The sequence below is a fragment of the Reichenbachiella agariperforans genome, from assembly GCF_900142205.1.
Lineage (GTDB): Bacteria > Bacteroidota > Bacteroidia > Cytophagales > Cyclobacteriaceae > Reichenbachiella > Reichenbachiella agariperforans.
The window spans coordinates 1077446-1098002 of the sequence record NZ_FRAA01000001.1; the positions used below are offsets into that span (position 1 = coordinate 1077446).

At 42.8% G+C, this 20557-nt stretch carries 22 protein-coding genes; 9 read left to right on the forward strand and 13 right to left on the reverse strand.

Annotated features, from left to right (window positions below):
* Window position 1: 1 nt before the first annotated feature.
* Window positions 2-628, reverse strand: coding sequence for a protein-L-isoaspartate(D-aspartate) O-methyltransferase (locus BUB99_RS04100; protein ID WP_245816789.1), 627 nt, complete (start codon window positions 626-628; stop codon window positions 2-4).
* A gap of 132 nt (window positions 629-760) precedes the next feature.
* On the opposite strand from BUB99_RS04100, the gene BUB99_RS04105 reads away from it, so the two are divergent.
* Together BUB99_RS04105 and BUB99_RS04110 are read left to right on the forward strand one after the other, a co-directional pair.
* The gene (locus BUB99_RS04105) at window positions 761-1348 is read left to right on the forward strand and encodes a riboflavin synthase (protein WP_073119635.1); all 588 of its coding nucleotides are present in this window, start codon (window positions 761-763) and stop codon (window positions 1346-1348) included.
* Between the two features lie 34 nt (window positions 1349-1382).
* Window positions 1383-2084 carry a LytR/AlgR family response regulator transcription factor gene (locus BUB99_RS04110; RefSeq protein ID WP_073119637.1) on the forward strand — a complete coding sequence of 234 codons (702 nt, stop codon included), beginning with the start codon at window positions 1383-1385 and terminating at the stop codon, window positions 2082-2084.
* A 116-nt stretch (window positions 2085-2200) separates the two neighbouring features.
* On the opposite strand, the gene BUB99_RS04115 is transcribed toward BUB99_RS04110, so the two are convergent.
* A complete protein-coding gene (locus BUB99_RS04115; protein ID WP_073119639.1) occupies window positions 2201-2683 on the reverse strand; it encodes a deoxycytidylate deaminase in 483 nt (160 codons plus the stop codon).
* Window positions 2684-2995: 312 nt separating this feature from the next.
* Between BUB99_RS04115 and BUB99_RS04120 the strand changes: the two genes are divergently transcribed.
* Window positions 2996-3364 carry an Hpt domain-containing protein gene (locus BUB99_RS04120; RefSeq protein ID WP_073119640.1) on the forward strand — a complete coding sequence of 123 codons (369 nt, stop codon included), beginning with the start codon at window positions 2996-2998 and terminating at the stop codon, window positions 3362-3364.
* 3 nt (window positions 3365-3367) lie between these two features.
* Here BUB99_RS04120 and guaA read toward each other — a convergent pair whose 3' ends face one another.
* The 3 genes from guaA to BUB99_RS04135 form a co-directional block, all read right to left on the reverse strand.
* The gene (gene guaA / locus BUB99_RS04125) at window positions 3368-4897 is read right to left on the reverse strand and encodes a glutamine-hydrolyzing GMP synthase (protein WP_073119642.1); all 1530 of its coding nucleotides are present in this window, start codon (window positions 4895-4897) and stop codon (window positions 3368-3370) included.
* Between the two features lie 97 nt (window positions 4898-4994).
* Window positions 4995-5675: a DUF6048 family protein gene (locus BUB99_RS04130; RefSeq protein ID WP_073119644.1), complete on the reverse strand. Its 681-nt coding sequence runs from the start codon at window positions 5673-5675 to the stop codon at window positions 4995-4997.
* Window positions 5647-6423, reverse strand: coding sequence for a hypothetical protein (locus BUB99_RS04135; RefSeq protein ID WP_139280889.1), 777 nt, complete (start codon window positions 6421-6423; stop codon window positions 5647-5649). Before BUB99_RS04135 ends, BUB99_RS04130 begins: the two co-directional genes overlap by 29 nt.
* Before the next feature lie 112 nt (window positions 6424-6535).
* On the opposite strand from BUB99_RS04135, the gene BUB99_RS04140 reads away from it, so the two are divergent.
* On the forward strand, window positions 6536-7708 hold the full coding sequence (locus BUB99_RS04140; protein ID WP_084190333.1) for an OmpA family protein: 1173 nt from the start codon (window positions 6536-6538) through the stop codon (window positions 7706-7708).
* Between the two features lie 210 nt (window positions 7709-7918).
* Here BUB99_RS04140 and BUB99_RS04145 read toward each other — a convergent pair whose 3' ends face one another.
* Window positions 7919-9496 carry a SulP family inorganic anion transporter gene (locus BUB99_RS04145; protein ID WP_073119649.1) on the reverse strand — a complete coding sequence of 526 codons (1578 nt, stop codon included), beginning with the start codon at window positions 9494-9496 and terminating at the stop codon, window positions 7919-7921.
* Between the two features lie 267 nt (window positions 9497-9763).
* Between BUB99_RS04145 and fabF the strand changes: the two genes are divergently transcribed.
* Window positions 9764-11014 carry a beta-ketoacyl-ACP synthase II gene (fabF, locus tag BUB99_RS04150; protein WP_073119651.1) on the forward strand — a complete coding sequence of 417 codons (1251 nt, stop codon included), beginning with the start codon at window positions 9764-9766 and terminating at the stop codon, window positions 11012-11014.
* Between the two features lie 50 nt (window positions 11015-11064).
* Here fabF and BUB99_RS20680 read toward each other — a convergent pair whose 3' ends face one another.
* The gene (locus tag BUB99_RS20680) at window positions 11065-12999 is read right to left on the reverse strand and encodes a T9SS type A sorting domain-containing protein (protein WP_073119653.1); all 1935 of its coding nucleotides are present in this window, start codon (window positions 12997-12999) and stop codon (window positions 11065-11067) included.
* A gap of 219 nt (window positions 13000-13218) precedes the next feature.
* Here BUB99_RS20680 and BUB99_RS04160 point away from each other — a divergent pair, with 219 nt between their 5' ends.
* A complete protein-coding gene (locus tag BUB99_RS04160) occupies window positions 13219-14235 on the forward strand; it encodes a potassium channel family protein (RefSeq protein WP_073119655.1) in 1017 nt (338 codons plus the stop codon).
* Here BUB99_RS04160 and BUB99_RS04165 read toward each other — a convergent pair.
* Complete coding sequence (locus BUB99_RS04165; protein ID WP_073119656.1) at window positions 14232-14702, reverse strand: hypothetical protein; 471 nt, start codon at window positions 14700-14702, stop codon at window positions 14232-14234. The genes BUB99_RS04160 and BUB99_RS04165 overlap by 4 nt on opposite strands.
* Window positions 14703-14806: 104 nt before the next feature.
* Between BUB99_RS04165 and BUB99_RS04170 the strand changes: the two genes are divergently transcribed.
* Window positions 14807-15727: an acyl-CoA desaturase gene (locus tag BUB99_RS04170; protein ID WP_073119658.1), complete on the forward strand. Its 921-nt coding sequence runs from the start codon at window positions 14807-14809 to the stop codon at window positions 15725-15727.
* Window positions 15728-15816: 89 nt separating this feature from the next.
* Here BUB99_RS04170 and BUB99_RS04175 read toward each other — a convergent pair whose 3' ends face one another.
* Both BUB99_RS04175 and gloA2 read right to left on the reverse strand, forming a co-directional pair.
* A complete protein-coding gene (locus BUB99_RS04175) occupies window positions 15817-16188 on the reverse strand; it encodes a hypothetical protein (protein WP_073119659.1) in 372 nt (123 codons plus the stop codon).
* 29 nt (window positions 16189-16217) lie between these two features.
* Window positions 16218-16598, reverse strand: coding sequence for an SMU1112c/YaeR family gloxylase I-like metalloprotein (gene gloA2, locus BUB99_RS04180; RefSeq protein WP_073119661.1), 381 nt, complete (start codon window positions 16596-16598; stop codon window positions 16218-16220).
* A gap of 207 nt (window positions 16599-16805) precedes the next feature.
* On the opposite strand from gloA2, the gene BUB99_RS04185 reads away from it, so the two are divergent.
* Entirely contained in the window at window positions 16806-17492 is a 687-nt protein-coding gene (locus BUB99_RS04185) for an SET domain-containing protein (RefSeq protein WP_073119663.1), read from the forward strand.
* Between the two features lie 68 nt (window positions 17493-17560).
* On the opposite strand, the gene BUB99_RS04190 is transcribed toward BUB99_RS04185, so the two are convergent.
* Both BUB99_RS04190 and BUB99_RS04195 read right to left on the reverse strand, forming a co-directional pair.
* Window positions 17561-18448 (reverse strand): 3-keto-disaccharide hydrolase, encoded by an 888-nt coding sequence (locus BUB99_RS04190; protein ID WP_073120589.1) that lies wholly within the window; start codon window positions 18446-18448, stop codon window positions 17561-17563.
* 117 nt (window positions 18449-18565) lie between these two features.
* Window positions 18566-19024 carry a sll1863 family stress response protein gene (locus BUB99_RS04195; protein ID WP_139280890.1) on the reverse strand — a complete coding sequence of 153 codons (459 nt, stop codon included), beginning with the start codon at window positions 19022-19024 and terminating at the stop codon, window positions 18566-18568.
* A 227-nt stretch (window positions 19025-19251) separates the two neighbouring features.
* Between BUB99_RS04195 and BUB99_RS04200 the strand changes: the two genes are divergently transcribed.
* On the forward strand, window positions 19252-19686 hold the full coding sequence (locus tag BUB99_RS04200; RefSeq protein ID WP_073119667.1) for a hypothetical protein: 435 nt from the start codon (window positions 19252-19254) through the stop codon (window positions 19684-19686).
* Window positions 19687-19692: 6 nt separating this feature from the next.
* Here the strand turns inward: BUB99_RS04200 and BUB99_RS04205 are convergent, their stop codons facing one another.
* Window positions 19693-20526, reverse strand: coding sequence for an energy transducer TonB (locus tag BUB99_RS04205; protein ID WP_245816790.1), 834 nt, complete (start codon window positions 20524-20526; stop codon window positions 19693-19695).
* Between the last annotated feature and the right edge of the window lie 31 nt (window positions 20527-20557).

Below are 20557 nucleotides of genomic sequence, written 5' to 3' on the forward strand. Positions count from 1 at the left end.
TTTAATTTTTCCATCCATTGTCACCAAGTAGCGGGACAAATGCGAAATTATTGAATTCTTCCTGTACTATCTGCTGTTCACTGATTTTAGATATACGAAGCATCTTTTGGGATTTCAAATCCCCTACAGGAATAATCAATTTACCGCCTACTTTGAGCTGCTTTACCAAAGGATCAATCGCCCGTATAGGTGCTCCAGCCGTAACAATAATTCCATCGTAGGGGCCTAATTGAGGATAGCCATTGGACCCATCTCCCACCAAAAAATGTGCATGATACCCCATTTTCCCAAGCATCTGCTTGGCAAGCATAGAGAGCTTTTCTTTGTACTCGATCGTCACTACATCTGCTCCCAATTCTAGCAGAATACAACACTGATACCCCGAGCCTGTTCCTACCTCTAATATCTTAGCCCCAGGTTTGACATCTAACAAATCACTCTGAAATGCGACGGTATAAGGCTGAGAAATGGTCTGTCCTTCAGCGATAGGAAATGCCTTGTCTTGGTAGGCATGACTATCAAATATCTCATCGAAGAAAACATGACGAGGCACTGTCCCTATGGCTTCTAAAACTCCTTCATTCACGATTCCCTTTTCTCGTAATATTCTCACGAGAGAGCGACGCATTCCTTTATGTTTATAACTATCCTTTACCCCCATATTGAATTTCAAAAATAGGGCAATATTTAACAACTGATCCCCTCAGCAAAACATATTTTTGCTAACATTACAATCTCAAAAAACTAAGCGTCAAGCCTCATGTTTACAGGAATAATCGAAACCCTTGGTAAGGTCATAGCGATCGAAAAAGAAGGTAGCAACCTGCACTTCACACTGGAAAGTCCGCTGAGCCACGAACTCAAAATCGATCAAAGTGTAGCTCATAATGGTGTCTGCCTGACAGTCGTTAAAATGGGCAACGGTACGCACACGGTCACTGCAGTAGATGAAACGTTAAAAAAAACTAACCTGAAGCAGTTAGAAATAGGACATGAAGTCAACCTCGAAAGGTGCATGATCGCCAATGGTCGATTCGACGGTCATGTAGTTCAAGGACACGTAGACCAAACCGCTGTTTGCACAGCAAAAACAACACTAGATGGCAGCTGGATTTTTGACTTTGAGTATGATGCAGCCCTAGGAAATGTAACGGTAGAAAAAGGTTCGATATGTATCAATGGTGTGAGTTTAACCTGTTTTAAATCAGGAACAAACACCTTCTCAGTGACCATTATCCCCTACACGATGGAGCACACAGACTTTAAACAACTCGAATCAGGCGATGAAGTAAACCTAGAGTTCGATATAATTGGAAAATATGTTTCTAAACTTTTAAATAACCGCTAAATTAACTGTTTGGTAAATCTAACCCCTAAGTAGAATGGCATTAAAGTGCATGGTAGTTGATGATGATGAGTTAGCAAGACTAATGATTCGAAAGTATGTGGAGAAGACTGATTTCTTAGAGCTAACGCATGAGTTATCCAGTGGTATCGAAGCATCCAACATCCTGTTGCAAAAGGACAACCCTGATGTAGACATCATCTTCTTAGACGTGGAAATGCCTGAAATGTCAGGAATAGAACTGATGGAATCACTGACCTCAGACTATCAAGTAATCATGATTACTTCGGCTGAAAAATATGCCGTTCGTGCGTTCGAAAAAAATGCTACCGACTATCTGGTCAAGCCGTTCAGCTACGGTCGTTTCCTCAAAGCGGCCGTCAAAGCCAACGAAACACTCGAAAATCAACGCAAAAAAGCAGAGACGTTTCATGAACTCTATGTTAAGTCTGACTCTAGAATCTACAAAATCTGGTTGGAAAACATCCTCTTCATAGAAGCCATGGCAGACTACGTCATCTTCAATACGGTCAAGGGCAAACATATCGTTCACCATACGATGAAAGGTATCGAGAAAAAACTGCCCGGCAGTATGTTTGGGCGCGTGCACCGATCCTACATCATTAACTTTGACAAGGTCGAATACTTTGAAGACATGAATGTAGTGATCAACGACAAGTACATCCCAGTGGGAGTCTCCTATCGTGAAAAAGTATTCGATCGGCTAAACATGCTATAAGTACGACAATGGATTGCAGCTTTTCCAAAGTTTATCTTTTATCTACTTAGCTAGAAAACAACTTTGGAAAAATTAGTGATCGTTTTAATACAACTATCCTGATCCATAGCTCGACCCTATATCATCTCAGTGACATGTGCTATGTCACCACTGTACTTGCTGCACTTAACGCCAAAAGTCTCCAAAAAGTCAACACCTTCGTCACTAGTTAAACCTTTATATTCCGCATAAGATTTAAGATAAATGACTTCTTTGATCCCCATAGAAAAAATAATGCGGGCACATGAGAGACATGGAGACAGCGTCACGTAAAGTGTAGATCCTTCTACGGAAGCCTTATTTTTTACAGCATACAGAATGGCATTTTGCTCGGCATGAATCGCCAGCGAGCAGCTGCCTTTCGAGTCTCTGGCACACCCTTCTCCTGCGAACTCTTCATCACAGTTGTGCGTACCCGATGGAGGCCCATTGTAACCTATAGAAATGATCCGTGTATCCTTGACCAGTACTGCACCAACATGACGTTTGATACAATGAGATCGCTTGGCTAGATTCACTGCCAATTCCATAAAAATATCCTCAAAAGCCGGCTTATCCATTTCTCTATTCTTTTACCCATGGCTAAATTAATGAACCCACGGCATTATCCATGACCTATTCGTAAAAGGGTCTCTATATTAAATGAAACAAACTCCATCGTTCCAACAATTCAAATTGCACTTAACCAATTAATAGTATCACTTTACATTACCGACTGCAAACAACTGAGTTAAAATAAATTAAAACAGCTATATCAATTTTATCTATCAGAGAAGTTATACTAAATCTATCGAGAGAAAGTTGTTTTAATAAATGAGAATAAAGTACTAATTTGCCTCAGATTAATCATCTCAAAACTTCATAAATATCCCATGAGCGATATCAGCATACCACTCCCTATAGACTACTCATACCTGTATGAAATCAGTGACAATGACCGAGATTTCATCAAAGACATGTTGGACACGATTGTAAAAAACACCCCTGGAAATCTGGACGAAATCGGTGCAGCAGAACAAGGTCAAAAATGGAACGAACTAGCACGCTCAGTGCACAAACTAAAGCCTTCGCTTCTATTGCTAAACATTGCTTCCTTGACAGACTTGGTCAAGTCACTGGAAAGCAACGCTAAATCACAAGCAGCCCCAGCAACCATAAAAAAACAGATCGCAGAACTCAAGGAATTCTGCGATCTGTTGGTATCCGAAATCAAGAAAGACATCGCTTCGGACGATTATTAATTTTTATTCCCACTCGATAGTAGCAGGTGGTTTCGAACTGATATCGTAGACCACTCTGTTCACTCCCTTGACGCGGTTGATGATATCATTAGACACTTTGGCTAAGAAATCATAAGGCAGGTGACACCAGTCTGCTGTCATACCATCCACACTAGCAACTGCTCTGAGTGCAACTACACTTTCGTAAGTCCTCTCATCACCCATCACACCTACTGACTGCACAGGTAGCAACATCGCTCCTGCTTGCCACACCTCATCGTACAACCCTGCGTCTTTCAATCCCTTGATAAAGAAATGATCTACCTCTTGCAGCACTCTTACTTTCTCTGCAGTGACATCTCCCAGAATTCTAATACCAAGACCTGGTCCTGGGAAAGGATGACGCCCTAAAATGCTCTCGTCTATTTCCAAGGTTCTACCTACTCGTCTTACCTCGTCCTTGAAGAGGGTATTGAGTGGCTCTACCACTTTCATTTTCATTTTCTCAGGCAGACCACCGACGTTGTGGTGAGACTTGATCGTAACAGAAGGTCCATTAACAGATACCGACTCGATCACATCTGGATAGATCGTTCCTTGACCTAGCCATTTTACATTCTGAATCGCATGTGCCTCCTTATCGAACACCTCGATAAACACACGACCTATTGCTTTTCTTTTGTCCTCTGGATCAGTCAGCCCAGCAAGTGCCGCGTAAAACTCCTGAGAAGCATTGACGCCTTTGACATTGAGTCCCATCCCCTTGTATGACTCTAAGACATCTTCATATTCGTTCTTTCTGAGTAGACCATTGTCGACGAAAATACAGTGAAGGTTCTTGCCGATGGCCTTATGGATGAGCATGGCTGCTACAGATGAATCAACACCTCCAGAAAGACCTAACACGACCTGATCATCTCCTAGTCTCTCTTTCAACCCCTCGACTGTCGCCTCTACAAAGATGTCTGGTGTCCAGTCCTGACTACATTCACAGATGTGAACCACAAAATTCCTTAAAAGTTTCTTTCCATCATCCGAATGCGTCACTTCGGGATGAAACTGTATCCCCCACATCGGGTGTTCAGTACTCTGGAAGGCAGCAACTCGGACAGAATCTGTACTAGCGATCACCTTTAATCCTGCTGGCACTTCTAAAATGGTATCGCCGTGAGACATCCACACCTGCGAACCGATGTTTACTTCTTTCATCAACTCACTGTGTTGATCCACTTGCGATAGGTTAGCACGTCCATATTCTCTAATTTCCGAGGGTAAAATCTCTCCCCCTAACTTATGTGCAATGAGTTGTGCACCATAGCATACACCTAAGATCGGTACTTTTCCTACCAAGGCATCTAGATCAATATCTGGATTTTCTTCTTGCCTTACCGAGCAAGGACTACCAGACAAAATAAGCCCTTTGACATTGTCGTCAAAAGCTGGTATTTTACTAAAAGGGTGGATTTCGCAATATACATTTAGCTCTCTGACGCGTCTAGCGATCAATTGTGTGTACTGAGAACCAAAGTCGAGAATGATGATCTTTTCTGCCATGCGCAAAATTAACACCACATAGCATTCGCACAACCTTTTTCTAAAATAGATTTCAACAAAACGTGAATTGAACAGACTTATTCTATAGGTAGAAAAATCAGAAGCGCTCTAAAGAATACTTGATATATAGGTTGAATGCAGGGACACTCTTGTCAAAAGTACGACCATAGCCTGGGATAGAAAACACATCCAATGGTGCTTGATCATCATAATCTACCATCACACGCAACCTGACATGAAAACCTGTGTACAGACCTTTCCATATTCGTCGTTCAGAACTCATCACAATTTCTGTCCAAAAAGCCGAAACCTCCTGTCGTTCGAACGGCAGTACAAACGGATCATAAAGCCCTGACGCACTCTCTATCACTGCTTCTCCACTATCCGAATAAGTTGAGTTGCCATAGCGAACACTGAAGACAAAGTTGTTCTTAGGGTTCATATCGATTTTGTATCCCAACCCTACTCGGTAATAGCTCCCTTCTGACACATAGTTAGCATTGACATAGGCTCCTCTTGGCTCTAAACGTGCCATACCATACTCGCCTATGAGCACCAGCTTGTTCCAAAATTCTAGCTGCACTCCTCCTTCATATTTCGTCTCACTCTCCATGAACAAGCCAGTCGCTAACTTACCATAATCCACCAATATAGAAGCAGAAGACAGAACAGGCATACGCGTACTATCAGATGCACCCGTTGATTGCGCTGCCCCTCGATGAGTCACCACGCCCAAAAACAGAATCAGACTAAAAATATATGTATATCGATGATTCAAAATCAAAACAATCAGATGTTTTACAATTTAACTGTAGACTATCAAACGTATGTGTCATATTCCTCTCATCAAAACCATAGGTTTCGATCAATACATTGCTGTACTCGTCTGTTACGATATTCTTAGAATACCTATAAATATCCAAATCATAGAACTCCCCATCAATCTCTACTGATAGCAAAGAAAAATCACTATTCATATCTAAGGGGACAGACCAAAAAACAGCACTATCCGTATAATATAAAGTTCGATTATTGGCTTTATTGGTAATAGATGAGACCAGCAAGTCACCGCTATTTATAGTCGTTTGGACTGATGTCCATTTCTTTTTGGAAACATTCATGATCGAATCTTGTTGATCAAAATAGGCATAATCCAAATTAACAAGACGACGTTCCTCTAACAATTCATCACGAGTAGCTATCAATGAATCATCCCCCTGACTGATCAACTGATTCAACACAGCAATACTATCTGTCAAGACACTTGCACTATCTGCAAAGTGAGTCAAAGTATCTGTCAATACTTCTATAGAATCAGCCACTATTTCCAGCGTATCCTCCACCTGCACTAAACTATCGATGTTGTAAAAGACTAGATCAATAGTAGGATCTCTTTCCACTAAATCACTTTCCTTTTCGCAGGATACTATCGCCAAAAATCCTAGACTGAGACCTAGTACCAGCCCGACATGTTTTACAAAAAATCGACTCATTTCCATTCTTCGCAAACTTAATCCATTAGCCATATTAAATCACTTTAGACTTAGACTTCTTTAGTTGACGAGAAAAATTATCTCTTTAAATATATGGTCAAAAGATAACAGCGGACTAATTCATATTTCCACTTATCTTGCGGCGATGGTCAAAGTATTCGTATTAGTATTCTTTTGTTGCTTCTATGTCGGTCAACTCCATTCTCAAAATATGGTCATCAACCCTAGTTTTGAGGAGATATGGGACTGCCCATATACCATGGATCAACTGAAGTATGTCAAGTCTTGGTTTCCTTTCGGGACGGCAGACCCCTCTCCAGATTTTTTCCACGGATGTGCCAGTGATGGTTTCATGGGAGTCCCAAACAACATGTTCGGAGAGCAAACAGCACACTCTGGCGAGTCCTACGTCGGGATGATCTGCTACCTCACCTCTCGTAGTGGTCGTGGCTGGAAAGTCCCTGCCAACCATAGAGAATATGTCATGGTGCAGCTAACCAAGCCTCTCGTCGCGGGCAATGAATACTACGGTGAATTCTGGGTCAATCTAGTAGACGCCTGCGAATTCTCTATCAACAACATCGGCATGTACTTCACCAAAGACATGCCTAACTTTGACTGGCAGACCATGAACTTCCATCACTACAAAGCTCAAATAAACAGTGACCCAGACCAACAACTAGATGATAACGAGGAGTGGACGAAGGTCTCTGGCACCTTCACTGCCAAGGGAGGCGAACTGGCACTGACACTAGGCACCTTCCTACCCGACTCTTCCCTAGAGACCAAGCGTACCAAACGAAAATTCATCACAGGTCGCGACAAGAACCTACCCAAACATCTCCAACCCATGATCGCTTACTATCTCATCGATGACATCATCGTCAGACCAGTAGATCCTACCGAGCCGATATTCCCTGAAACTGTAGCTATGCAGCCTATTGATATCGAATATTATGGACCCGCTGAAGTTGGTATGAAATTTACTTTACAGAATATCTACTTCGAATTTGAGAAAGCCACACTACTGCGTAGTTCACTCCTAGAACTAAACAAGCTAAAAGACTATCTGGTAAAACACCCCCATATCAAAATCCAAATCGAAGGACATACGGACAATGTGGGGTCTCGTGAGATCAATCAAAAACTATCGACCGAAAGAGCCAAATCCGTAGTAGAATTCCTGATTGCCAATGGCATCAGTGATTTTCGCCTAGAGTACATCGGACATGGTAGCTCCTACCCCATCGTCCCCAACGACACACCACAAAACCGTGCACTCAATCGCCGGGTCGAATTTTCTATCTTGGAGAACTAAATCATCCTCTGAGCAAATCCACGAGACATTAACTCTCTAATAAGGCAATCAATCACCTCAACTCAAGGGATCGGGGAACTCTTCTGCGAGCTAAACCCTACAGGCTATTCTACGATAAAAAAAGCGCTGAACTGGAAGATTCACTTTCCGGTTCAGCGCTTTTTTGATACCCGACAGTCGACAACTATCACAGGCATTCTCTAAAACCTATTAGGCATCCATAGCAACATTAGCCATCACGTAGTACCTCGGATCGTCTACATCAGAGATGATAATCTCCTCTAGTTTTGGATTGGCCTTCGTCAGAATATTCTTACAATCTGCACTAAGGTGTTTCAATTTCAGCGACTTACCCGCTTCCTCATATTTATTAACAATCGTCTGGATCGCTTCTACCCCCGAATGATCCGATACTTTAGAGTCGATAAAGTCAATTTCTACTTGGTCTGGGTCTTCCTTGACTGTAAACTTCGCATTGAATGCCGTTACAGATCCGAAAAACAATGGTCCCCATATCTCATACACTTTGGTGCCGTCTTCTTTCATGGTCTTGCGCGCACGAATTTTCGTCGCATTTTGCCATGCAAACACCAGTGCCGATACAATCACTCCACATACTACTGCGATCGCTAAGTCAAACACTACGGTCACACCTGACACCAGTATTAGTACAAAAGCATCCGCCAATGGAATCTTGTGCAGGATTCTGAAACTAGACCAAGCAAAAGTCCCAATCACTACCATAAACATCACTCCGACCAAGGCCGCAATAGGAATCTGCTCTATATAAGGAGAGAAAAACAAAATGAACGATAACAACATCAGCGCTGCAACTACACCTGATAGTCGCCCTCTACCCCCTGAGTTCACATTGATCATGGACTGACCGATCATGGCACATCCACCCATTCCTCCGAAGAAACCGTTCAGCAGGTTCGCTCCTCCTTGTGCGATACATTCTCTATTGCTACTACCTCTCGTCTCTGTGATTTCATCGATCAGGGTCAGTGTCATCAGAGACTCTATCAAGCCAATAGCCGCCAAAATCAATGCATAAGGAAATATAAACACCAAAGTATCCCAAGTCAACGGTACCTGTGGAATCAAAAAGGATGGCAAACCACCTTCTATTCCTTCACCTCCATTCGCAACGATAAAGGTCTTCACTGTCGCAGTATCTACTCCTCCGAATACCGCCACTAGCGTGACTACTACGATTGCTACCAATCCTGCTGGTACTTTAGAGGTGAGTTTGGGAAGCCCAAACATGATTCCCATGGTCAAAGCGACTAAACCTAGCATAACCAATAAATCTGACCCTGCCAGCCATTCGCCACCAGATTTGAACATCCCAAGCTGAGATAAGAAGATCACGATTGCCAAACCATTGACAAAACCAAGCATCACAGGATGTGGAATCAAACGAACAAACTTACCGAGTTTGAATACACCAGCAGCCACCTGCATGAGTCCCATCAAAATCAGCGTCGCAAACAAATACTGCACTCCACCATTCTCCACACCAGGCATCAGCTCATTACCCTCAGCGACCAACGCCACCATCACGACTGCCAAAGCTCCTGTGGCTCCCGAAATCATCCCTGGTCTACCACCAAATATAGCAGTCACTAACCCCATCATAAAGGCACCATAAAGACCTATCAATGGATCAATCCCTGCCACAAAGGCAAAGGCTACTGCCTCTGGCACCAAAGCCAAAGCCACAGTGATCCCAGACAAAACATCATTCTTAGCGTTTTTAGATTTCTTCTTGATCAATTCAATCATAACAATCGTGTATTTCTAAAATGGAGCGCAAACTTAGTCAGCATACCCATCAAACACAGATATTATTATGAAATATCAAATAATTAGGAATTTTACCGATAAAATCATACAACAAGCTAAGGCCAAACCGCGCCTCTTAACAGGCAGTAATAAATCTCAAAATCGACCACCATTGTAGATTTCAAATCTCTATTCTGGAACTTTTTGAAAGTGTGGCTATGTTTGCGCCCGATTAATCATCAGCACAATTGAGTCAATAGCATAGTTATGTCAGATAAAAGAGTAGTAGTCACAGGAATGGGAGCTGTCACACCCCTAGGTAATGATGTTAAAACCTTTTGGGAGAATGCCGTAAATGGTGTCAGTGGTGCAGCCCGTATCACCCGTTTCAATCCCGAAAAATTCAAAACACAGTTCGCTTGTGAGGTCAAAGATTTTGATCCCAAACTACGGCTCGAACGCAACGAAATCAAACGAACCGATCTATATACCCAATTCGGGATAGATGCTGCGGCACAAGCCATCGATGACGCAGGTTTTGAATTTGATAAAATGGATCCGTTTGATGTGGGCGTCATCTGGGGTACAGGACAGGGTGGTCTCGAAACCCTCGAAAAAGAGGTTCAAAACTATACTACCAACGGGTTCGAACCAAGGTTCAACCCCTTCCTCATCCCTAAAATGCTCGGGAATATGGCAGGAGGCATGATCGCACTCAAATACGGATACATGGGCATCAACTTCTCTACCGTGTCGGCATGTGCTACATCCAACACGTCAATCATGGATGCCATGAACTATATCAAGCTCGGCAAAGCCAAAATCATCGTCACAGGTGGTTCGGAAGCACCCGTGACTGAAGCATCCATTGGCGGGTTCAGTGCGATGAAAGCACTATCCACCAGAAATGACAACCCAGAATCCGCTTCTAGACCCTATGATCCAGATCGTGATGGTTTTGTCATGGGTGAAGGAGGTGGCGCACTCGTACTCGAAGACTATGAACATGCCAAAGCACGTGGAGCGCATATCTATGCCGAACTAGTTGGTTCATCTATGACTAATGATGCCTACCACATGACAGCCACACACCCAGAAGGATTAGGTGCCTATCAAGCGATGAAACTTGCCCTAAACGAAGGCCATATCAATCCGTCCGAAGTAGACTATATCAATACCCACTCGACCTCCACGCCCGTCGGTGATATCAGTGAGCCTCAGGCAATTCGCAGGTTAATGGAAGGTCAAACCAACAACGCATCCATCAGCGGTACCAAATCGATGACAGGCCACCTGCTCGGCGCAGCAGGCGTAGTAGAAGCGATTCTATCGATCAACAGTATCATTCACAACATCATTCCTCCTACTATCAATACCGAATCCATAGACCCAGTCATAGGCGATGATTTAGATATCGTCATCAAAGAAGCCCGCGAAAAAGAAGTAAAAATAGCCATGAGTAACACTTTTGGTTTCGGAGGACACAACGGGATCGCTCTGTTTAGAGAATTAAAATAAAGCAATCAAGTAAATCAAAAGGCTCCAACTTTCTAGTTGAAGCCTTTTGATTATCTCAACTGAACACGTTGTATTTGCACAACAGTTTCTGTACTGAGCTTAAGCAAATAAGTTCCTTTGGCCTGCTGCCCCATATCAAACTCGACTTTATCTCCTACTCTTCGATAAACTACCTCAATAGTTTTACCCATAATATCTACTACTTCAAAATTTACAAAGTTACCGTCCAAAGGCAACTGGACTGTAAAGAGCCCACTATTCGGGTTGGGATAAACCAATACATTGCCTACTTCGACATTTGGCAACACAGTGATCACATCAAAACGCTCTGTTGTTCCATCAAAATCTGTCTGAGACAGTCGATAATAAGCCGTCCCTTCTCCTCTGCTTAGATCTCTATAGAGATACTCATTTGGTTGATTAGTGGTGCCGTTTCCACTTACAGTAGCTATTCGCATCCAGACGGTTTCATTCTTTAATTTTTCTATAGTGAAATAGTCATTTTCAATTTCACTCACCGTAACCCATTTCAATAAGTTGTACCCATTCTCGTAAGTACCCTCCCAACTACGTAAAACCACTGGCAATGGACCTTCTTCTGATTCAATTACACCATTGGATGCTCCTCCTTGATAGGCAGGGTTTTCGGGGGTGTCATTCCCTTGCTCCGCTGATCCCGAAGCAGGCTCTGTCCCATTAATCCCTCCAGCCCCTTGACTATTGTCTGAGCTAAAATTAGAAGCAGGCACAGATCCAGAGAAAATAGACACCCCTTTTCCACCACCACCTCCTCCACCGTGTGGAAGCGTATAAGTAGATGACTGTCCCTCACCCCCTTTGGCTTCTGTGACCAAAGAACAAGAAAGTGCCCATGTATTAACTTGAAATAGCAATGTACCACCTGCACCTGCACCAGGAGCACCTTCCCAACCTGCGTCTACGCTTGGATATGGGAATCCTTCTCCATTTGCTGTAATAGACACTCCTGAACCACAAGGAACAGAAACTGTATTGGCCTGAATCATTATGATCCCACCACCATCTCCACCTTCTTCAGAATCCCCACCAGCTGAGTTGTCTTGTTGGCCACCACCTCCGCCTCCTCCCATAAATATACGACTGGCGGTAACATAGTCGCTCAAATCAACTCCACCATATCCTCCTGCACCGGTACCTGCGTCTCCAGCGGGATCATCGTAACATCCAGCTGCATTGTCACTTTCGTTATAACCTGGGCCACCTGCCCCACCAGCGGTAAAATTACCACCACCACCACCACCAGAGTTGTGCTTATTACCACCACCTCCACCGTTGGCCATTTTAGCTCGCGCCCCTTCATAGGCTGTATTGCTATTTAAATAGACCCCCTCCCCTTTTCGACCATATTGACCGTCATTCGTACGATATACAGAGGCCTCACAATTCCCATTAGATTCATTGCTCGGATTCAAATCACCTCCTCTAAAACCTGCTCCATCAAGATTTATATTATGGTTTAGTGTGAATGTACCTGTGACTTTTATTGCAAAAACTCCCCCGATAATTCCATTCCATTCCAGAGCTGTCAGATCATCTGTAGTAGAAAAATTTTCGAATGAAGGGAAAGAAATAACCTGTACCAATGAGTTAGCACCAGTATTATAGGTATTGGACAGTGTACTAGTCAATACTATTTCATTCGTCCCCATATCTACAGATGCGATAGTCGCTTTTTCATAGAGCCCTGCACTAGCTATGGTGCTTATATCTCCAAAAGAAGGATTATTCCCCGTATTACCCCCGATTACGTCATCCTGCATTTGCATAATGATCAACTGTTCTCCTACCGCAAAATCATCATTAGTCACGTCTGCATCAGAAATAGTAAGTATCGTACCCGAGACGTCAGTAACACGAGCGTAAGCATTAATTACTTCTTGCGCTTCTATTTCCCCTCCTAGAACCACCAACAGTAGAATCAGACCAAAACAAACACTATATTTCATACCAACTAGTTTATACATCTTGCAAATTAAACAATACACCATAAAATAATGTAAATCAGACGGGATCACCGTCACTAGATACCTTGTATAGGTAGGATAGTAACCTGTACTAACCAAACAAATCACAGTTCTAGACATTCATTCCTCCACCCTTTTTAATTAGATTTGATTTTTCGTCAAAATCTAATTAAAAATATAGATCGATTGAAACCTCCCCTCATGAACAAGCAACTGGAAAACCTGATCAGCGCATTCCTGTTGTTTTTAACCAGTCTCGGTATTGGCCTTTTGGGATTTTCGTGGATCGAAGACCTCAACTTTGTCAATGCCCTCTACATGACCATCATCACTGTGGGGACTGTTGGCTTCACAGAGGTAAAAGAACTCAGCCAGGAGGGGCGAATCTTTACTTCTATCTACATTCTATTAAATCTGGGGCTATTCGCCTATGTAGTATCCGTTTTGTCTAGTTATTTTTTCGAAGGAAAGCTCAAAACAATTTTTAAAAGCTATAAATCAAGTATGGAAATCAGCAAACTAAGCGGGCATGTAATCGTGTGTGGTTTTGGCCGAAATGGTGGCCGTGCCTGTGAAGAGCTTCAAAAAAGTGGTAGAGAATTCGTGATCATCGAAAAAGATCCTGAGATGAAAGACATCATCCCCGAGAATATGAAATGGTACATCGGTGATGCGACTCAAGATGACAACCTGAAAGATATCGGGATAGAAAAGGCCTCCACGATCATCATCACTACCCCCGACGATGCTTCCAACGTCTTCATCACACTAACAGCTCGTCACCTCAACGAAAAAATTAAAATTATCGTCCGTTCGACCAACGTGGAAACCGAACAAAAACTCTATCGAGCGGGAGCTGACAAAGTCGTCATGCCCGACATGCTAGGTGGCATGTTCATGGCGCAACTCGTGACCAAACCTATCGTCATCGAGTTTCTAGACCTACTCAACGGTGTCTCAGGTACCAGCTACCATCTAGAAGAAGTAGGCTATGACCAACTCAAATCCCAGTATCAAGACAAAACACTCCGAGAACTAAACATCCCAGCTATAACTGGAGCTATTGTCTTAGGCGTCAAAGACAACATCAAAGGACTGATCCCAGGACCTTCTGCGGATACATTCATCGGTCACGATGATCATCTTATCGTCCTAGGTTCAGAGACCACTCTCCAAAAATTCATGAAAGAATATACACTGACCAAAAACAAACTTTAGCCATTATCTATAACATCCAACCCAAAAATCTCAGCAACTGGAACTATTTTTATTTTGAGATTATCCTTATCCTCATTAGAGGAAAGATATAATTTCGTATCGTCTGATAGCTTCAGGTAGGCGGCATAGCTTTCCTTTCTGATTGTAGAGCCAACATTCACTCGAGTATAGATATACTGGCTAGTCTGGAGTCTATTGATATAGATTTTCACTGCGCGATCATATTTTATCCATTCGCCGAACTTGATATAAAATACTGAATGAAAATTTCTATAACGACGAGATGCTGTATCGAACTCCACACCACTATGTGTCGTCAGAATTACTCCACCGATTAGCAATAGTATCGGCGACCAATACACAGCACCGAAGAGTAATAAAACAGCCATAAAAAGCAATAGCCCTCCCAGTATTTGAAAATGAGCAGGGAATAAATTGTCCGACTTGATCTTAATAAGATGATTCATATCAGATCAAAGATAGTATCTAAAAATTACGATCTCTCTTAGTCAATGATGGTTATCTTTGTCGTAAGATTCCATTTATAGAACAAGCATATTAAATTGATATTATGGCCGCAGCTTCTACATCACCACGTGTCTTAAATAAAGCAAAACTCAAGACTGAGATCAGTTTTGCCATCGTGCATCTCCTACCATTAGGTGCGCTATATACTGGCGCTACTACCTTTGACTGGATCGTTTGCGCTTTCCTATACTTCTTTCGTATGTTTTGGGTCACGGGAGGGTATCACCGGTATTTTGCCCACCGATCATACAAAACCTCACGTTTTTTCCAATTCATCATTGCATTCATGGCCCAGACTTCTGCCCAAAAAGGCGCCCTCTGGTGGGCTGGACATCACCGTGTACACCACAGAACTAGTGACACTTATGATGATCCACATTCAATGAAACATTATGGGTTTTGGTATTCGCACGTGGGTTGGATCGTGGGGCCGGATTACAAAGAGACAGATTACAAAATCATCGCTGACTACTCCAAATACCCTGAGCTCGTCTGGCTCAACAAGTACTATCTCGTACCTCCTTTTGTACTGGCGGTGATCGTCATGATGCTGGGTGGAATCGTCAATGGTGGTAGCATCATGACAATGTTTACCACCGCAGGGTTTTCTAGTCTGTTCGTTGGATTTTTCTTAAGTACTGTACTACTGTACCATGGCACGTTTAGCATCAACTCTATCATGCACAAATTCGGAAAGCAGCGCTATGAATCCAATGACGAATCTAAGAACAATTTGATTTTAGCCTTGGTCACTCTGGGTGAGGGCTGGCACAACAACCACCACTACTACGAAGTAGCTGCACGTCAGGGATTCTTCTGGTGGGAAATCGACATTACCTACTATATCCTCAGAGCGTTAGCATTCTTTGGTATTGTATGGGATCTGAGAGGGGTTCCTGATCACATCAAATACTCCAAAAACAAGGAAGAAGCACGTGAGCTAGCCAAGCAAGCAAAACAATAGCAGTGCCCACAGAAGTAATTTATAAATAACAAAAGCGCCCAATACCGATGACGGTATTGGGCGCTTTTGCTTTAACATAGCAACTTGATCTAAATACTAATCTCCTTGGACTCCTGATGTTGAAGCGCAGTATCCTTATTTCTCTTTTCTTGAATTGAGGTTACCCAGATTTTAAACTCTCGGTGGGCTGCCTTGCTAAACTTCTTGGCTTGCTTGTCTACTTTCTTTGCACCTTTCTTAACAGCTTTTCCAGTCTTTTTCATCACAGGTTTCACTTCCTTCTCGACTTTCTTGTAGCCCTTTTTGGTTTCGTCACCGATCTTCTTTCCTGTCTTTCGAAGATCCTTTTTCATCCTATCCAAATCCACACGACTGTGTTCTTGTTTAGACTCGGCAGCCATAATGGGGTTGAAAAACACTAACCCACCCATGAGCCACATCAAATACGCTAACTTCTTCATAACTATTCCTCTTTTGATGATACATAAATTTAGGACTCATACAGTTCGATAGGCAAGCCGTCAGGGTCACTCGTGAAAGTAAAACGCTTGACGGTGTATTCGTCCACACGGATAGTTTCAACAATCAAGCCATAATTCACCAAGCGCTGTACTTCTGCTTCAATATCCTCCACCACAAATGCCAAATGTCTCAAACCAGCTGCTTCAGGACGTGAAGGACGAGCCGGTGGATTAGGGAAGGAAAATAATTCGATGATGTACTGCCCGTTCAACGCCAAATCCAGCTTATAAGAATTACGTACCTCCCGGTAGACTTCTTGGATGATCTCTAGTCCGAGTACACGAACATAAAAATCCTTAGACATCTCATAATCAGAGCAGATAATGGCAATGTGATGTATCGATTTCATAAACCTAAAACTAGTACAAGCTAGAGTCAACAAGGAAAATAGCACACTGTTTTTCTTTCTTAACCAAACTACGTATCTCCACAATATTTACTATTTCCCTCTGTAATTCTCAAGCTAAAAAAGCGCTGAAAATATTTTCAGTTCAAAACACAACTATCCTCTTTCCTTTTCGATAAATTCATCCAATTTATTTTGAATGATGGAACGATGATTCATCCAAAAACAGAGCTAAAACACATCAATGATGTAGTCGGATACGGGGTATTCGCTACACAATTCATCCCAGAAGGGACGATCGTATATGTCAAGGACAGCCTAGAGCTAGAAATCACGCCTATGGACTACCTGACTCATACACCCGAAATGAAAACAGTGATAGACAAGTACTCCTACATCGACGAGTCTGGCAACAAAATCGTCAGCTGGGACTTTGCCAAGTATGTCAACCACTGCTGCAACTGTAACACCATGAGTACAGGGTACGGATTTGAGATAGCCATCCGAGATATCAAAAAAGGAGAACAAATCACCGACGAATACGGGATATTCAACATCGATGAGGAAATGGATTTGGTCTGTCACGAACACTCCTGCCGGCGCAAAATCGCCTTGGATGACTTTGACAACTACTACCAGCAATGGGACATCAAAATCCAAAAATCACTAACCCAATTGTTAGAAGTCTACCAGCCACTCATGGGGTTCGTTACACCACAGACCCGCACGCAACTAGATGCCTACTTTGCCGATCCCCAGCAATACAAATCGGTGTACTCACTAAAATACCACGGAACAAATGGAGCAAAACAAAAAACAAAAAAGCTTCCCCGAAAAAAGAAAGCTACTCTACCGCTAGACTTAATCGCCCATGCACCATTGGCCAACACAAAATAGTCCCGTTCGCTATAACGAAAAGCCCTCTATTATTACAGAGGGCTTTTTCTACATCTTAGTCTAACCACCTATTCGTAGTAATGCTGATACTCCGTCGGCATAGCATCTAGAGATCGGATTTGTATTCCTTTGTAAAAGACCTCTGCAGCTTCACTTTGCAATTGGATTCTTCCTTTGACAAGAGGGATTGGTTTTCCGTCCACCATTTGGCGTGAGTGATCTAGTATCATCACCACTTCACCATTGACTATGTGTAGACTCTTCCCCTCATAGCAGATGAGATCCAATGTATTCCACTCTCCTGTCGGTCGCTCAAAATTAGCACTGCGCATACAATAGCCTTTGATCGATTGATCTTGACCAAAAGATAAAAAAGGCTGACTATCGTCAGCCACTGGACTCATGATTCCCTCGGGCAAATAGGCACGGATATCTATAGCCGAATTGGCTTGGCTCCAATAGTCTCCCATATGTCCTTCCATAATTTGAAACTCCTGAGACAGCATCCATGACCGCCAATATTCCGCACCCATAGGCCCCACCGAATGATACAGAATACCCGCATCCTTCAGTAGATGTTCTCTCGGAGGCCAGACTTGCTCGCCCCATCTAAACTCCACCTTCAGATGGTAGTTGTCATAGCTATTCTTTGTGATCACACAGCCATAGTACTCACCACTCACATGTAGCACAGGCTCACCCTCTTCTTCTATCACCCGAAACACATCATAACCTTCGGGATTCAATCCCACGGGTGCTACCTCTACACTATCTGCATCTAGCGGTATCGAACCGTTATAGCCATAATGGTGCTTGTAGCTAAGATAGGTGTCCCACTGGCTCATCTCTGTATCCAGGAGAGACTCCCATTTTGGTTCTTGGCATGATAAGGTCAAACATGCTATGATCAAACATGATATTTTAAATGAAGTGTTCAAAAAGAGTACTCGGTTCATGGTCTTGCGTTTTCTGTTCCTGTAAACATAACCGAGAAGCATAAAGGAGAGAAACCCCTGCACAAAAAAAAAGGGTTCGGTAGTACCGAACCCTTCTAAACTTACTGCTAATCTAACTTATGAGTTACTCATTTCATCAAACTTTTGCTTGATATCTTCTTTAGTTTCTTTCAGTTCACTGGCCATATTATCATAGGCTCTATTGACATCAGATTTGACTTCATTCCAGTTGTCCTTTGAAGAACTTTTAACTTCAGCCAAAGCATCAGACACATCCTTTTTCTTGGCTTCTAAGTTGTCAACCGCTTCTTCGAAGTTTCTTTCTACAGGACCTTCATCGATATTCATTTTATCTTTTAGATCATCTATTGAGTCGTCGATATCTTCCTCCATAGACTCTAACTTTTCGACTAGTTCCTCTCTCTGTTGTTCAAAGTCATCTGACAGGTCATTTTCTGTCATGTCGTTGCTATTCTCTTTCTGCGTCTTGCCTGTACATGAAGCAAGAGCAAGCATAGCAACTAATACAAGTGACAAAAGTGATACTGGGGTATGATTGATTTTTAAAGTTTTCATGTTTGTTATTTTTTGATTTGTCTACTGTAGTTCGAAAAAACGTGCCAACCATCCCAAACGTCATTCAAACGGCTTTTCATACCAGCTGCTGAGGCTACCGAGCTACATACTGTAGACTCATCTCTACAATATGTAGTCTACAACTCACTTCTGATCTATTGTTAAGAATAGGTACGGTTTTTTCATGATATACATCAAAATCAACACCTCCACGAAACCCATGCACCATGAGAGCAACGAAAAAATACTTTAACAGATCATTTGTAGAAGCAAACCTAAGACTGTTTCGTGCGAAACTGGATAAGGGATTTCCACTCACAGCGTTTTATAAAAAAGGGAATGGCATCAAAACCATATTGAACCACACGGGTCGGTTTACAGATTTCAAAGGCGTATTCTTCATCGTAGATTATAGAAACACGCCCATACTGGCTAGCGAATCCAAACATGTAATTCAGGATATTCAAAATCTCGTCCGCGGACGTAGAGTCAAAGACAGAAAATATCTCAAAAAACTATCGCAAAAGTATGGCTACAGTACCCTACTGGCTGGACAGGAATACATGAAAGACATGCATGTTAACTGGATAGAACTCCCTGATCAGGCAGAACGCATCCTGCTCAGAAAGTTCTTAAAACCAGAGGTGGTCATCAAGGCCTAACCTCCATTATCTATTGGCTAGTTTAAATGTGATCGGTAGTACCATTCTGACACTTACTGCTTTCCCACGTTGCTTGCCAGGGTTCCAGTCGGGTGCCTCTTGGACTATTCTAGCCGCTTCTTCATCACATCCTCCGCCTATGCCTTTAACTACTTTGACGTCACTGATCTGCCCCGTGCTATTGACGACAAACTGCACAAAGACTCTACCCTGTACATTGTTTAGACTGGCAGTTCTAGGGTACTTGACATTTTCTCCTACGTATTGATAAAATGCTGCCATACCACCCACTGGCTCGGGCTTGTCCTCTACGATCAAAAATATCTCCTCCGCGACCTCTTCCTCTGGCTCTTCTTCAACGAACTCTATCTCCTCAACTACCATATCTTCTGTCGTTTCCACGTCCATGTTGACCTTGACCTCTTCTAGTATGACTTCATCTGGAACCTCCACTATGACTGGTTGTTGCACCACTTGCTCTGGAGGTGGAGGTGGGGCTTGCTGCGTCTGTGGTATTTCTAACACCTCTTCAAAATCCGCCTTTTCCATCACCAACTCATCAACAATAGCTGTGTCTTCAAACTTCCACTGAAAGGCCAAGTTCACAGCAAACAGCGCCACAGCCAACCCGATAAAAAAGAACATGCGACTCTGCCCTCTTAGCTTATCGGCCCGTTCTTGCTTCCATTGGATGAGTTCATCATAATCTTGCTGCTTAAGCACCAAAGGCTGTGCTGCTATTGGTTTCGGATTGTTTTCTTTAGGTCTATTCGTATTAGCAGCCATCAATTCAGCTTTCCAGAGCTGAGTGACTGTCGCATTATTTTCTATTGCTTTCATGACTTTGTGGGTTGCGTTCTGTTTTTCTTTT